We start from the raw sequence: 14,882 nt of genomic DNA, 5'->3' as shown, positions 1-14,882 counted from the left end.
GCTTTGCGTGCGGCCTTTTTGCTTGAAGCAAGGGGTTGTGAAAGCAATTCACGCGGGGTGATGAAATTGCTATAGGGCAGATGGGTTCAGGGCTGGCGCTCTATCTTTGCGAAGCCGGTCCCTCGGGGAAATGTATTCGAGACGATGTCACTGCGGTCAATAAAGGGCAGTTTGAAATATCCGCTGATCAGGGCGGGGCTGGAGGCTATCGCACTTTCCGGTGCGGCGGCGCTTTTCCCTTCAGCCGGCGGCCGCGGTGTTGTCTTCACAATGCATCACGTAAAACCGGACGATGTGCGGGATCGTTCCGATCCCAACGCCATTCTTTCGATTACACCGCAAACGCTCGCAATGGCAATAGAAGCGGCGTTGGAAGCAGACCTCGTTCCCGTGCATCTGCATGATTTGCCGAAACTGCTTTCCGAGCCGGATAACAAACAGAAATATGTCGCCTTCACACTGGATGACGGCTATCGGAACAATGCGGAATTTGCGGCTCCGATATTTGCCCGATACAACATCCCCTACACGATTTTCATCACGACCGGCTTCGTGGAGCGCAATCGTTCCATGTGGTGGAGAACCATCGCTGCTCTGGTGACGGAAGCTGACAGCTTCTGGTTTGACTTTGGCGGCGGTGCTGTCGATATCCGCTTGGCAAGTCCGGCTCAAAAATCGGCGGTCTTTACCCGGCTCGTGCAGTTCATGCAGTGTTTCGATGAAGACGAAGCGGTAGCCCGCATTGATGCAGCCGCGCTGACGGTCGGGATTGACGCAATTTCTCTTGTCGATGAATCAGTAATGAGCGCATCGGAATTACGAAAGCTTGCTCTCGATCCGCTTGTGCACCTTGGAGCCCACACGGTCACCCACGTCAATCTGCATCGTATCGATGACAAAAGGCTGGCAAAGGAAATTGCTGATTCGACCGATACCGTGGAACGCTATGCCGGTTACAGACCGCGATCATTTGCCTATCCATATGGATGGAAGTCGGCTGTTGGAGCGCGCGAGATAGGTGCCATCTCCGAAGCAGGCTTCGATGCAGGGGTGACCACCCAGCCGGGCGTGTTGCAGCAACCCGGCAAGATGTCGGTTGCGGCTATTCCGCGTATTTCCCTCAACGGCAATTTTCAGAAGAAACGCTATATAAAGGCGCTCGTTTCGGGCCTGCCATTCAAGCTGCTATAGAGCATGTCTCCCGAAAATGAGAGCGGGTTTCGAGATAAAGACATGCGTAAAAACAAACAGATAGAGCGGTTCCAACGGCTCTGTTTTAAATGGGGCCGCTTTAGCAGAAGTCCGAACAGCTCAGTCTTGAAACACGAAAGGCCGCCTGTCGGCAGCCTTCGTAAAACCTGATCTGAAGAGAAACTGGAGCGGGCGAAGGGATTCGAACCCTCGACCCCAACCTTGGCAAGGTTGTGCTCTACCCCTGAGCTACACCCGCTCGCGCCAGTCATTCCGGAAACCGTTCGTTTCCGTCAGGCAGGCGCTATATGGACCAACGCTTCTGAGATTGCAACAGGGAAATTCGCTTCCTTGTGCAAGATATTTGCCGGCTCTCTCCAAAGCTGTGGATGAAGTCATCGCCCAAGGCGTGTGACGCTGATGAGCGAGGCAAACAGTGCGAAGCCGGATGCGAAGAAGAGAATATAGGGCGTTCCTTCCACGCCCCATTGCGCCAGCAAAAATGCGACGAATGCCGCCCCAAGCGACTGGCCGAGAAGGCGCGCTGTGCCCAGCATGCCGCTTGCCGCACCGCTGCGCGCTCGTGGCGTGGACGTAATCATCATGCGATTGTTTGGTGCCTGAAACAGGCCGAAGCCAATTCCGCAGATTGCCATGCGCCAACAGATATCCATGATGGATGGGTGTTCCGGCAACATGCCGACCAGAGCAAGGCCGACGGCGAATGTGATCAGGCCCAGCAGGCCTAGAATGGCCGGTGAATATTTGTCGGACAGTTTACCCGAAAGTGGCGCAACGAGTGCTAGCGCGATGGGCCATGGCATCATCAGAAAGCCTACCTCGATCGGCTTGAAACCAAACACGATCTGAAAGAGGAAAGGCAGCGAGATGAATGCCATCATCTGCGCCAGAAACGACATGATCGAGGTACAGATGGAAAGCGCGAAAACCGGGATGCGCAAGAGATCGAGCGGCAGTAGCGGATCGGCCATGCGCAACGACCGTCGTGTGAGGAGAACGGCTGCGATCACGCAGCCCGCCGCCTGTAACAGCACGATGGAAGAACCGATTTCGTTGCCTGCACTGTCGATGGACGTGATCAGGAGACCGAAGGTGAGTGCTGACAGAAAGGCGCTGACCACGTCGAATTTGCGCGCAGAGCGGTCATTCTCGGGCAGGCTTTTGAGACCCATAAGGACCGCAGCGACGCCGAGCGGAATATTGATGACGAAAAGCCAGGGCCAGCTCAGGGAGGACAGTATGACGCCGGCAAGTGTCGGCCCGATGGTCGACGAAACCGCAACAAAGAGCGCATTGAGGCCGATGGCTGTGCCGAATTTTGCCTGCGGCACCGTATAGCGCAGAAGGGCGGTGTTCACACTCATCAGGCCTGCTGCGCCCAGTCCTTGTATGATGCGGGCCAAAGTGAGCGCTTCAAGCGAGCGCGAGAAGATGCAGGCCACGGAAGCGACTGTAAACAACGCCACCCCGCCAAGATAGACCCGCCGATAGCCATAGATTTCGCCAAGCGCCGCAAGTGGAAGCAGGGTGACCACAATTGCGAGCTGATAGCCGTTGACGATCCAGATCGAGGCTGCGGGACCGGCAGAAAAATCGGCAGCAATCGTCGGCAAGGCGACATTTGCAATCGTGCCATCGACGACCGCGAGTGTCAGACCCACCATCAGGGTCGCCCATGCCCAATAGATTCTCGGCTTAGGCAAACCATCCGGAGCGGTGGGCTTGCCTTGCTGGATAGCGGTTTCGTGCTTCATGTCATGACCAGTATTCGGGACTAGAGCGGCTTACGATTCTGTGTCGGCCGGAATCGCTGCAAGTGCCGCGCAAAAAAGGCAGCGTTCCTGTAACCTTAACCCGATTGGGAAGGTCAGCAAGCTATCTAGCCTAAAATTGCTCAACGAAAACTGTTTTTGGGCCATAAACTGGCGGGGTCACGCTATTGTGTGCCAGTTTCCGCCTGAACCGGCAGTTTCATTACATGCGCATATTTGCGTGGATTGAAGCTGAGATAAAGCGGACAGATGCTTGCGACCAGAACGAGATGCATGATCCAGCCGGAGGCGAACGAACCGGTAAGACTGTGCAGGAAGGCGGTCGCGACGGGGCCGATAGCGGCGATCAGAAAACCGCCGCCCTGCATCATGGCAGCCAGAGCGCCTGCTTCTTCCGGTCTGGGCAGGTGATCGAGCGATGTGATCATCGCAAGGGCGAAGCTGCCGCCGAGCCCAGCGCCGCAGATGGCTGACCAGCAGAAAGGCGAAAGCTGCGGTGCGAAAGCAAGACCTGCGAAGCCAATTGCCTGCATGGCCAGTGTCAGCAGCAACCAAGGGCGGCGGTCGGTGCTGTGGCGGGCGAGCAGAGGCAGCCCGAAGGCCGAGATGGCTTGTGCGACGGCCATCGCCGCAACAAGATTGCCGGTCGTGGAAGCGGCAAGACCCAGCGACTGGTAATAGGGGGCGAGCCAGGCGACCATGGATGAATAGCCCGCGTTGACGAGACCGAAAGCGGCCATCAGCACCCAGGTGCGGGGGCGTCGCAGCAGATGCCCGGTTATTCCGGAATTTTTGCCTGACGATGATGTTTCGCGGAGAATGGGGATTGCCGTCAGCAACGCCAGCACCGCTGGAATTGCAAGAACGGCGAGGGCAAAGCGCCAATTGTGCTCCGTGCCTGCAAGCCATGGTGTCAACCGTGCCCCGAGAGCGCCGCCGCCCATGATCATGGCCGAGTAGAGCCCGGTCACGGCGGCAATGCTCGACGGGAAATTGGCCTTGATAAGGCCGGGCATCAAGGCCTGGATCATCGCAACGCCGGCACCGCACAAAACGGCGGTCAGGACCAGCGAAACGCCACCCGGCACAAAGCCGCGCAGGAGGGAGCCTGCTACAAGAATGGCAAGTGCTGAGAACATGCTGCGGCGGGTGCCGAACAGCGACTGGATGCGGGGAGCAGCGAAAGCGCCAAGTCCCATCAGCATCATTGGCAGAAAGGTCAGCAGGGAAAGCGCACCGAAACCCATGCCGGTATCGGCTGCAATGTCCGAAAGTACCGGCCCCGGCGCGGTCAGGAACGGACGCAGGTTGAGGCCGATCAGGACGATGAGTGCGAGGCTTGCTGCATGCTTGCTGCTGGTTGCAGGATGGGCGGTGGTCTGCATGTCTCAGGCGCCTGCCTTGTTCTTGTTTTCCCATGCCTGGTAGAGTTCAGGATCGTTTTCCGGCGGGGAATGTTCGAAGCTGACGCCAGTCTGTGCGCTGAGGGGCTTGGCAAGCTCAGTCGCGATTTTTGCGGTTGAAAGGCCAAAGGGCTCGGCCTGCTCATTGGAATAGGCGAAGCGGATTTTTTTGACGCCCGCCATGCGCATCGCGGCAAAGCACATCGGGCAGGGCTGGCCGCTTGCATAGACTTCACAGCCATCGAGACGCGGCGATTGCAGCGTCTTGCCCGCCGCGCGCAGTGCCAGCAATTCGGCATGGGCGGTCGGATCGCAATCGGCCCGCATGCGATTGACGCCTGTGGCGATGACCTCACCGTCCTTGACCACCACGGCGCCGAACGGGCGTCCACCCTGATCGACATTGTCGAAGGCGAGCCTTATGGCCTGATCGAGAAAGGTGCTGTCGCCGCTCATTTTGCGCCCGCCTTTTCGAGAAGGGCGACCATGGGTGCATAACCACGGCTGCTCGCATGCTGAAGCGGTGTAATGCCGTCATTGTCTGCCAGATTGACGTCGGCACCGGCGTCGATGAGGAGCTTCACGATATCGACATGGCGCTGGCCGCCATCACCGAGCATGATGGCTTCAAGAAGCGCCGTCCAGCCAAGATTGTTGACATGATCAACCTTGACGCCAGCCTCGATCAGCGTGCGCACCGTTTCGACATGCCCGCGTTCGGAGGCGGGAATGAGCGCCGTTCCGCCATAGCGGTTGGTACTCTTCAGGTCCGCGCCATGCGCAAGCGTCAGTTTCAGGATTTCGAGGTGTCCGCGCGCGCCCGCATAAAGATAGGGACTGTCGTTGATCGCGTCCTTGGCATTCACATTCGCGCCCGCCTCGATCAACGCGCATGCGACATCAATCTGATTGGCGTGGGTGGCGGCAAGCAGGGCCGTTTCGCCATTCTTGCCACGCACTTCAAGATCGGCTCCGGCCTTGATGGCCGCATTCACGGCGGCGAGATTACCGGCGCTGGCCGCTTCGACAAGGCCGGTTTCGGTTTGTGCGATGGCCTGATGGCCAGGCAAGGTGGGTTCGCTCATCACAATCGCTCCTGCAATCAATGCCAAGGCACTTAAGCTGAATAAGATTCGGCGCATTCACGGCTCCCTTGGTTGATCGTTTTCATACAGGCTGGTGGTAATATTTGAAAATTAAATGTTAAAATGATATTCAGTTGATTTATGAATACTACGTTCAATCTCGATCTGATGCGGGCATTCGTGGCTGTCGTCGACAGCCGCAGTTTCACGGCGGCGGCTTTGCAATTGCACTCGACACAATCGACCGTGAGTCAGAAGATTATACGGCTGGAGGAAGCCGCCGGGCAGGTGCTTCTGGAGCGTGCCAGGCATGATGTGCGCCCGACAGATGCAGGCGAAAAACTGCTTGGCTATGCGCGCCGCATCTTGCATCTGCATGATGAGGCCGCAGCCGCGATGACCGGAACGGCGCTTGCCGCCGTATTTCGCCTCGGATTGCCAGAGGATTTTGCTTCACGGCTGGTGACACCTGCGCTGGCACGTTTCATGCGCACGCACCCCAACACGAAACTTGAAGTGACAAGCGGTCTCAGCCGCGACTTGCAGAAAGGTTTTGAGACCGGTGAGTTCGACCTCGTCATGGTGAAGCAGAAGCGCGGCGAAACGGTAGGGACCATGCACTGGCCCGAACCCCTTTCATGGCTCGATAGCGCTGATTTTCCCGTTTCCCATGTCGACCCGCTGCCGCTTGTCGTGTTCCCGCCAAACGGACTTTATCGCAGTGATATGATGGAAGCTCTCGATAGGGCCGGCAGGCGCTGGCATGTGGTTTTTACCAGCTCCAGCCTGGCGAGTATCCAGAGTGCCGTCGCCGAGGGGCTAGGCGTCAGCCTGCTGCCGACGCGTGTCGCGCTTCCCGGTCATCGGGTGGTGCCTGCCGCTGCTGGACTGCCGTCCGTCGAACCGATGGAAATCGTCATCCGGCACATGGACAATGGGCCAGATCAGATCCGTCAGCTTGCCGAAATGCTGGCAGAAATCGTCGGAGAATGAGCAGGTTTCAGATACGCGCCGATACGCGCTGACGCTCGACAGTCACGCATTTCGACTGTTCATATCGTTTTGAACGTCTCTTACGAAATTTCCGGTCTTCCATTCCCCGTTTGATTTCTGAAAAGCACGCCCGTTTTCAGATTGACTGATTTTGTATCCAGGATATTGTGTCCAGAAAAGTTGGGAGGCTTTTCGATTGGCGGCTTATGAATGGCGTAGTCAGACCCGTTTGCTGGACGAAGTGGCAGAGGCGCTTCGGGAGCGAATCTATGCGGGCGTTTATGCGCCGGGCGCGATCCTCCGGCAGGAGCATATAGCCACCGAATTCGGCATCAGCCGCACGCCCTTGCGGGAAGCCTTGCGTGTTCTGGAGCGCGACGGGCTGGTCATCCATCTGCCGGGCAGGGGAGTACGTGTCGCCTCCGCCGATCTCACCCGCCTGATCGATGCCTATGCCGTGCGTGAAGTGCTGGACGGTGTTGCGGCGCGCTTTGCCGCCGAGCGGGCGAGCGATGCGGATATCGCGCGGTTGCGCACCCATGTTGCGGGCCAGTCGGCTGTGGTCGATCCGTGGGATGCGAAAGCCTATACCCAGTCCAATGTCGATTTTCATATGGCGGTGATGAACACGGCGGGCAACGCCTCGCTGATCGCCTTCGTGCCGCTGTTGCGCATGACATCGCAGGTTTTCGCGCCATCCTTTTCGCTATCGGTAGACCGTGCGCGCGATGCAATCCGCGAACATGGCGCCATCGTTGAGGCCATTGCCGCGCGCGATGGCGAACAGGCTGAGCGGCTGGCGCGGGCGCATATCCGCGCCACCACGGCAAGATTGGAGGCGGAACAGCCTCTTCGGGAGAATGAAGATGAAGCATGAGAACCAGACGGGAGGAGCGGGCTTGCTCCGTTATGGCAATTTCATCGCGGGTCAGTGGCAGGATGCGGCTGGCGGCGAGCATATCACTGTCAAGAACCCTTCCGATGGCAGCGATCTGGCGCTGATTGCGCGCGGCACCAAGGCCGATATCGATGAGGCTGTGGCGGCTGCCCGCAAGGCGCTTTCCGGCGAATGGGGCAAGCTGACCGCCACCGAGCGTGGCCGCGTGCTGCATCGCATTTCGGAAGAGGTGTTGAAGAATATCGACCTTCTGACCGATCTGGAATCGAAGGATGTCGGCAAGCCGGTCAGCCAAGCCCGCGCCGACGTGGTGGCGCTGGCGCGTTATCTTGAGTTTTACGGCGCATCTGCCGACAAGGTGCACGGCGACACGCTGCCTTATCAGAACGGCTTTACGGTTCTGTCGATCTATGAGCCGCATGGCGTCACGGGCCATATCATTCCGTGGAACTATCCGATGCAGATTCTTGGCCGCAGCCTTGGTGCGGCGTTGGCCATGGGCAATGCAGCCGTGGTCAAGCCTGCCGAAGAAGCCTGCCTGACCATTCTGGAATTCGCGAAAATTGCCGAAAAGGCTGGACTGCCGGTCGGCGCGCTCAATGTCGTGACCGGGCTTGGCGCGGAAGCTGGCGCAGCACTCTCCGAACATCCCGATGTCAACCACATCTCGTTCACGGGGTCGGTGCGCACGGGCGAAGCGGTACAGGCCGCAGCAGCGAAGAACACCGTGCCGGTGACGCTGGAACTCGGCGGAAAATCGCCGCAGATCGTTTTCGCCGATGCCGATCTCGACCGCGCTTTGCCTTTTCTGGTCAATGCGGGCATTCAAAATGCCGGTCAGACCTGCTCGGCAGCATCACGCATCCTCGTCGAGCGCAGCATTTATGAAGATGTCGTCGCGCGCATGAGCGAACGCTATCGCGCACTGAAGGTTGGCCCTGCCAGCGCCGATCCGTCGGTCGGCCCGGTTGTGTCGCAGCGCCAGAAGGCAATTGTCGAGAGCTATCTGGAACTGGCCAAGGAAAGCGGGCTGGCCATCGCCGCGCAAGGCGTGCTGACCGACGACGCGCCGGAAGGCGGGGCCTATGTGTTGCCGACGCTGATCCGCGACGTGCCTGCCGATCATCGTCTGGCGCAGGAGGAAATCTTTGGTCCGGTGCAGGTCATTCTGCCTTTCGACACGGAAGAAGAAGCCATCGCGATTGCCAATGGGACTTCATACGGCCTCGTCTGCGGCATCTGGACCAATGACGGCGGACGCCAGTTCCGCCTCGCGCATGCCATCCATGCCGGTCAGGTGTTCATCAATAATTACGGCGCTGGCGGTGGCATCGAACTGCCGTTTGGCGGCGTGAAGAAATCCGGCCATGGCCGCGAAAAGGGTTTTGAGGCGCTCTACGGGTTTGCCTCGCTGAAGACGATTTCCGTGTATCACGGTTAAGGAGAAGCATAGTGTCGCTTGAAGGTAAGGTCGCGCTCATCACGGGAGCAGGTTCAGGGTTTGGCGAAGGCATGGCAAAGCGCTTTGCTGACGGCGGCGCAAAGGTCGTCATCGTTGACCGCGACAAGGCAGGCGCTGAGCGCGTCGCAGGCGAAATCGGCGATGCGGCGTTGGCCGTGGCTGCCGATATTTCCAAGGAAGCCGATGTCGATGCAGCGGTGGAAGCCGCTCTGTCGAAATTCGGCAAGGTCGATATTCTGATCAACAATGCCGGCATTGGTCACAAGCCGCAAAATGCCGAACTGGTGGAGCCGGAAGAGTTCGACCGCATTCTCGGCGTCAATGTGCGCGGCGTCTATCTGATGACGCGCAAGCTCATTCCGCATTTCAAGGGCAATGGCGAAGGCGTTATATTGAACGTCGCTTCGACCGGCGCTGGTCGCCCGCGTCCGAACCTCGCCTGGTACAACGCGACCAAGGGCTGGGTCGTTTCGGTGACGAAGGCGCTTGCCATTGAACTCGCACCGTCGAAAATCCGCGTTGTGGCGTTGAACCCGGTTGCCGGTGAGACGCCGTTGCTCACCACGTTCATGGGTGAGGACACCGAAGAAATCCGCAAGAAGTTCCGCGATTCCATCCCGATGGGCCGCCTGTTGAAACCTGACGATCTGGCTGAAGCGGCGGCTTTCCTTTGCTCGCCCGCTGCCTCTATGATTACAGGGGTTGCGCTCGACGTGGATGGCGGGCGCTCGATTTAAAAGTTGGAGGGATAGGGGAACCCATGGGTAACTTACTGAAAGCCGGGCTTATAACGGCTACGATGCTGGCATCGATCAACGGTGCCTTCGCGAAAGACACGCTGGTGGTCGGCGAAGTGCTGGAGCCGCCGGGTCTGGACCCGACCGCCAATGCTGCCGCCGGTATCCGGCAGGTTACCTATGCCAACCTTTATGAAGGTCTTGTGCGCATTGTCGAAGACGGCACGGTGAAGCCGCTTCTGGCTGAAAGCTGGACCGTCTCCGACGACAAGAAGACCTATACGTTCAAGCTGCGTCAGGGCGTGAAGTTTCATGACGGGACGCCGTTCGACTGCTCGGTGGTGAAGTTCTCTTATGAGCGCGCCGTCGCTCCGGATTCCACCAATGCGCAAAAGGGCCTGTTTGCGCCGATTGACAGCACGCAATGTCCTGATCCTGCGACCGCCGTTGTCACGCTGAAGCGCCCGACCTCGAACTTCCTGTTCAATATGGGCTGGGGCGACGCGGTGATGATCGCACCGAATTCGGCTGGCGAGAACAAGACCAAGCCGGTCGGCACAGGTCCGTTCAAGTTCAAGCGCTGGGTGCAGGGCGACCGTGTCGAACTGGAGCGCAATGCGGATTACTGGGGCGAGCCTGCAAAGCTTTCTGCCGTCACATTCCGTTTCGTCAGCGACCCTTCGGCTGCCGCTGCCGCCATCCTTGCCGGTGACATCGACGTCTTCCCGATGTTCCAGGCCCCAGAACTGATCAGCCGCTTCAAGAGCGACGACAAGTTGCAGGTTGAAGTGGGCGATACCGCGGGCAAGGTTCTGCTGTCGCTGAACAATGCGAAAGCGCCGTTCGATAATGTGAAGGTGCGTCAGGCGCTGGCCCATGCCATTGACAGCAAGGCGCTGATCGAAGGCACCTATTCGGGCTTCGGCACGCCGATCGGCTCGCATTATTCGCCGGTCGATCCGGGCTATGTCGATCTCTCGCAGACCTATCCCTATGATCCGGCCAAAGCCAAGCAGCTTCTGGAAGAGGCTGGTGTTCCGGCAGGCACGTCGATCACCATCACGCTGCCGCCACCGGCCTATGCGCGTCGCGGCGGCGAGATCATTGCGGCGATGCTGGCCGAGGTCGGCATTCAGGTCAATCTCGTGCCGATCGAGTTTGCGCAGTGGCTGGATCAGGTATTCAAGCGGTCGGATTTCGACGCGACGATCATCGCCCATACCGAAGCGCGCGATCTCGATATCTATGCCCGCGACAAGTACTACTTCAACTATAACAACCCGGATTATAAGGCGCTCTACAAGTCTTATGCCGAGGCTGGCAGCGACGAGGAACAGCTGGAACTCGTCAAGAAGTTGCAGGAAAAACTGGCCGCCGACGAACCGAATGTCTTCCTCTATGCGCTGCCGAAAATCGGCGTCTGGAACAAAAACGTCAAGGGTCTGTGGAAGAACATGCCGATCCCGGCTGATGATCTGACCCAGGCTTACTGGGCCGAATAAGAACCTCCGCCCCGGCGCTTTGGCAAAGGGGCGGAAGACAACACGAATGGTTGTGCGCTCCATAAAGATAAGGGGAGAGCGTGCGGCGAGTTGGAATGTGGAAAGCGGATGTCCGTCTTTTCAAGGAGGTCGCTTTGCTGGCTTACATATCCGGGCGGTTGGTCTCGCTCTTGCTGACGACGCTTGCGGCTTCCGTCATCGTCTTTCTGCTGATGCAGGTTCTGCCGGGCGACCCGGCGGCGGTGATCCTCGGCATCAATGCGCAGCCTGAAACGCTGGCCGCGCTCCACACCCAGCTCGGCCTCGACCAGCCGATCTGGTGGCGCTATCTCACATGGATCGGCGGCTTTCTCAAAGGCGATTTCGGCACGAGCTATACCTATTCCGTGCCGATCAGCGAATTGCTCGGACCGCGCATCATGGTCACGCTGCCGCTGGCTCTTTTGTCCATGGTTCTGTCGGTCGCGGTCGCCATTCCGGTCGGTGTCTATGCGGCGTCCAAGCGCGGCAAGGTCGGCGACGTGCTTTCCATGGGCGTTGCGCAGGTTGGTGTCGCCATTCCGAATTTCTGGCTCGGCCTGCTTTTGATCCTGCTGTTTGCCTTGCAGCTCGGCTGGTTTCCGGCCTCGGGTTTTGCGGGTTGGGAAGGTGGCTTCTGGAACGGCATTCGCTCGCTGTTTCTGCCTGCACTGGCGCTCGCGCTGCCGCTTGCCGCCATTCTGGCCCGCGTGACCCGCTCCGCCGTCATTGAAACGCTGGGTGAGGATTTCGTGCGGACCGCGCGCGCCAAGGGCCTGACACGCACGTCAGCACTCTGGCGTCATGCCGTGCCCAATGCGCTGATCCCGGTTGTCACCATCATCGGGCTGCAATTCTCCTTTCTGCTGGCGGGAACCATCATCATCGAAAACGTATTTAATCTGCCCGGCCTTGGAAGGCTGGTGTTTCAGGCCATTGCGCAGCGCGATCTCGTCACCGTGCAGTCGCTGGTAACGCTGCTTGCCGCTTCCGTGATCGCGGTCAATTTCATCGTTGATCTTGTCTATGGTTTTATCGACCCGCGCCTTTCAACGGGAGGCAGCCGATGAGCCCAGCAAAGCAAGACACGCAAATCCTGCCGAAGCCGGGCTTTTTCCGAACGGTGCTTTTGAGCCGCAGCCTGACCATCGGCACGCTGATCACGGTTATCCTGGTTGCGATGGCGCTCATCTCCTTTTTCTGGACGCCCTATTCGCCGACGGCCATGAATTTCCGCGACAAGTTGCAGGGGCCAAGCCTCAATCATCTGTTCGGCACGGATAATTTCGGTCGCGACGTGTTTTCCATGATCATGGTCGGCGCGCGCAATTCCATCGCGGTGTCGATCATTGCCGTGCTGGTCGGCGCGGGGATCGGCATTCCGCTTGGCGCCTTCGCGGCGGCACGCGGCGGCATGGTGGACGGTTTCGTCATGCGCATGACCGATCTGGCCTTCGCCTTTCCGGCACTTTTGACGGCGGTGATCATCACGGCGGTCTTCGGCCCCGGCGCCGTGAATGCGATGATCGCCATCGGCATTTTCAACATTCCGGTGTTTGCCCGTGTCACGCGCGGCGCATCGCTGGGGCTTTGGAAACGCGAATATGTGCAGGCAGCCCGTTGCGCTGGTCGCGGCGATGTGTCGATCACGCTTTTGCATGTGCTGCCCAATATCAACCATGTGCTGATCGTGCAGGCGACGATCCAGTTCGCGCTCGCCATCGTTGCCGAAGCGGGCCTTTCCTATGTCGGGCTTGGCACCCAGCCGCCCATGCCAAGCTGGGGCAAGATGCTCAACGACGCACAGACCTTTATTTACGACGCGCCATGGCTCGCCATTTTCCCCGGCCTTGCCATCACGTTCGCCGTGCTTGGCCTCAACATGCTGGGTGACGGATTGCGCGATGTGCTTGACCCGCGCGTCAGGAGGCAAAGATGACAGCTCCATTGCTTGAGATGGACGATATGTCTGTCGAGCTGCCCTTCGGCGACCGTTCCGCAGATATTGTCTCCGGCATTACGCTGACGCTGAACCGTGGCGAACGCCTCGGCATCGTGGGCGAATCCGGCAGCGGCAAGTCGATCACCGCCCTTGCCGCCATGGGTTTGCTGCCCGATCGGATGCGGGTGCGCGGTCGCTTGCGTTTCGACGGCGAGGATCTGGCGAACAAGCCGGAAGCGGAACTGTGCAAGATGCGCGGACGGCGCATGGCGATGATCTTTCAGGAGCCGATGACGGCGCTCAATCCGGTCAAGTCCATCGGTGCGCAGGTTGCCGAAGGTCGCCGCCTGCATCTGGGCGAAAGCCGCGCCGATGCGGAGCGTGAAGCGCGCCGCCTTCTGGATCGCGTCGGGCTGCCTGCGCCGCGCTTCAATCTCGATCTCTATCCGCATCAGCTGTCAGGCGGGCAACGCCAGCGCGTGATGATCGCCATGGCGATTGCCTGCGAGCCGGACCTGCTGATCGCCGATGAGCCGACAACGGCGCTCGATGTCACCGTGCAGGCGCAGATTCTCGATCTGATGGACGAACTGATCGATGAAACCGGCACGGCTCTGATGCTGATCACCCATGATCTCGGCGTGGTGTCGGAAATGACCGACCGTATCGCTGTCATGTATGCGGGCCGCATTGTCGAGACCGGACGCACGGAAGCCGTCTTCCACCGCATGGCGCATCCCTATGCACGCGGCTTGTTTGCAGCCTCGCCGCATGGGGCCGCACTGGTGCGCAGCCACGCCACGGGCAAACGCCAGCGCCTTGCCGCCATTCCGGGCGTCGTGCCGGACCCGCTGGCGCGTCCGCCTCATTGCACCTTTGCCGATCGCTGCGCCTTTGTGCAGGACGATTGTCGACAGGCAATGCCGGGGCTCGATTTCATCGCCGAGAATGACGGCATCGTGCATCGCGCCGCCTGCCTGCATCCGCGTGAAGGCGAGGTGGTTTCATGAGCCAGATGATTTTACAGGTGCGCGATGTGGTGCGCGAATATCAGCTTCCGCGCGCATCGTTCTTTTCGAAGCCCAGCGCATTGCGGGTGTTGCATGGTGTGAATGTCGAGATCGAAGCCGGTCAAAGCCTTGGCATTGTCGGCGAAAGCGGTTCCGGCAAATCCACGCTGGCCCGCGCCGTGATGGGGCTGGAGCGCCCGCAATCGGGTCAGATTCTCATCAACGGACAGGATATCTATGCGCTGGATCGCTCGGGCCTGCGCGAGGCGCGCAAAGGCTTTCAGGCGATTTTTCAGGACCCCTATGGCTCGCTCGATCCGCGCCATACGGTGAAGCGGATTATTTCCGAGCCGATTGTGTCACTGGAAAGCGGCACCAGTTCCAAGGACCGCGACGACCGCGTGGCGGAAGTGCTGGAGGCGGTTGGCCTACCAAAAGCATCGGCGGAAAAATATCCGCATGAGTTTTCCGGCGGGCAGCGCCAGCGCATTGCCATTGCCCGCGCCCTGATCACCAGACCGGCGCTGATCGTCGCCGACGAGCCGGTCTCCGCGCTCGACGTTTCCATCCAGGCGCAGGTCTTGAACCTGATGATGGATTTGCAGGAAAAGTTCGGCCTTTCCTATCTTTTCATCAGCCACGACCTCGGCGTCGTGCGCGCAATCACTGACCGCGTTGCAGTGATCTATCGCGGCAATATCGTCGAGCAAGGGCCGACCAATGCGGTGTTCGACAATCCGCAGCACGACTATACACGGGCGCTGGTCGATGCCGTGCCAAAGCCTTTCTCCGGTCGCCGCAAGCGCGTGCGGCGATCCGATTCCACACTGAAATTGCCTGAGTGATTT

14 protein-coding genes and 1 tRNA gene are annotated in these 14,882 nt (G+C 59.3%); 10 read left to right on the top strand and 5 right to left on the bottom strand.

Annotated elements, in window-relative coordinates; translation table 11 throughout:
• Positions 1-144 precede the first annotated feature (144 nt).
• Positions 145-1,191 carry a polysaccharide deacetylase family protein gene (locus CQZ93_RS10940; protein WP_105542582.1) on the top strand — a complete coding sequence of 349 codons (1,047 nt, stop codon included), beginning with the start codon at positions 145-147 and terminating at the stop codon, positions 1,189-1,191.
• Positions 1,192-1,375: 184 nt separating this feature from the next.
• Here CQZ93_RS10940 and CQZ93_RS10935 read toward each other — a convergent pair.
• The 5 genes from CQZ93_RS10935 to CQZ93_RS10915 form a co-directional block, all read right to left on the bottom strand.
• Positions 1,376-1,450: transfer RNA gene (locus tag CQZ93_RS10935), tRNA-Gly, on the bottom strand.
• Between the two features lie 136 nt (positions 1,451-1,586).
• Positions 1,587-2,966, bottom strand: coding sequence for an MFS transporter (locus tag CQZ93_RS10930; RefSeq protein ID WP_105542581.1), 1,380 nt, complete (start codon positions 2,964-2,966; stop codon positions 1,587-1,589).
• A 182-nt stretch (positions 2,967-3,148) separates the two neighbouring features.
• Positions 3,149-4,369, bottom strand: a complete 1,221-nt coding sequence (locus CQZ93_RS10925) for a cyanate transporter (protein ID WP_105542580.1) — start codon at positions 4,367-4,369, stop codon at positions 3,149-3,151.
• 3 nt (positions 4,370-4,372) lie between these two features.
• Positions 4,373-4,843: a nucleoside deaminase gene (locus CQZ93_RS10920; protein ID WP_105542579.1), complete on the bottom strand. Its 471-nt coding sequence runs from the start codon at positions 4,841-4,843 to the stop codon at positions 4,373-4,375.
• Positions 4,840-5,472, bottom strand: a complete 633-nt coding sequence (locus tag CQZ93_RS10915; RefSeq protein ID WP_286153078.1) for an ankyrin repeat domain-containing protein — start codon at positions 5,470-5,472, stop codon at positions 4,840-4,842. The genes CQZ93_RS10920 and CQZ93_RS10915 overlap by 4 nt, the downstream gene beginning before the upstream one ends.
• A gap of 141 nt (positions 5,473-5,613) precedes the next feature.
• Here CQZ93_RS10915 and CQZ93_RS10910 point away from each other — a divergent pair, with 141 nt between their 5' ends.
• The 9 genes from CQZ93_RS10910 (at position 5,614) to CQZ93_RS10870 (ending at position 14,879) form a co-directional block, all read left to right on the top strand.
• Positions 5,614-6,465: a LysR family transcriptional regulator gene (locus tag CQZ93_RS10910; protein ID WP_105542577.1), complete on the top strand. Its 852-nt coding sequence runs from the start codon at positions 5,614-5,616 to the stop codon at positions 6,463-6,465.
• 196 nt (positions 6,466-6,661) lie between these two features.
• The gene (locus tag CQZ93_RS10905) at positions 6,662-7,342 is read left to right on the top strand and encodes a GntR family transcriptional regulator (protein ID WP_105542576.1); all 681 of its coding nucleotides are present in this window, start codon (positions 6,662-6,664) and stop codon (positions 7,340-7,342) included.
• Positions 7,332-8,804 carry an aldehyde dehydrogenase family protein gene (locus CQZ93_RS10900; RefSeq protein WP_105542575.1) on the top strand — a complete coding sequence of 491 codons (1,473 nt, stop codon included), beginning with the start codon at positions 7,332-7,334 and terminating at the stop codon, positions 8,802-8,804. The genes CQZ93_RS10905 and CQZ93_RS10900 overlap by 11 nt, the downstream gene beginning before the upstream one ends.
• 11 nt (positions 8,805-8,815) lie before the next feature.
• Positions 8,816-9,562, top strand: a complete 747-nt coding sequence (locus tag CQZ93_RS10895; protein ID WP_105542574.1) for an SDR family oxidoreductase — start codon at positions 8,816-8,818, stop codon at positions 9,560-9,562.
• A gap of 23 nt (positions 9,563-9,585) precedes the next feature.
• Positions 9,586-11,064: an ABC transporter substrate-binding protein gene (locus CQZ93_RS10890; RefSeq protein ID WP_105542573.1), complete on the top strand. Its 1,479-nt coding sequence runs from the start codon at positions 9,586-9,588 to the stop codon at positions 11,062-11,064.
• Positions 11,065-11,198: 134 nt separating this feature from the next.
• Positions 11,199-12,152 carry an ABC transporter permease gene (locus CQZ93_RS10885; RefSeq protein ID WP_105543271.1) on the top strand — a complete coding sequence of 318 codons (954 nt, stop codon included), beginning with the start codon at positions 11,199-11,201 and terminating at the stop codon, positions 12,150-12,152.
• Positions 12,149-13,021: an ABC transporter permease gene (locus CQZ93_RS10880; RefSeq protein WP_105542572.1), complete on the top strand. Its 873-nt coding sequence runs from the start codon at positions 12,149-12,151 to the stop codon at positions 13,019-13,021. Before CQZ93_RS10885 ends, CQZ93_RS10880 begins: the two co-directional genes overlap by 4 nt.
• Complete coding sequence (locus tag CQZ93_RS10875; protein WP_105542571.1) at positions 13,018-14,034, top strand: ABC transporter ATP-binding protein; 1,017 nt, start codon at positions 13,018-13,020, stop codon at positions 14,032-14,034. Before CQZ93_RS10880 ends, CQZ93_RS10875 begins: the two co-directional genes overlap by 4 nt.
• Positions 14,031-14,879, top strand: a complete 849-nt coding sequence (locus CQZ93_RS10870; protein WP_105542570.1) for an ATP-binding cassette domain-containing protein — start codon at positions 14,031-14,033, stop codon at positions 14,877-14,879. Before CQZ93_RS10875 ends, CQZ93_RS10870 begins: the two co-directional genes overlap by 4 nt.
• Positions 14,880-14,882: the final 3 nt, after the last annotated feature.

This window comes from Ochrobactrum vermis, from assembly GCF_002975205.1.
Classification (GTDB): domain Bacteria; phylum Pseudomonadota; class Alphaproteobacteria; order Rhizobiales; family Rhizobiaceae; genus Brucella; species Brucella vermis.
Note: the sequence above shows the minus strand (reverse complement) of the source record. Positions and strands in the feature narration are given on the sequence as shown.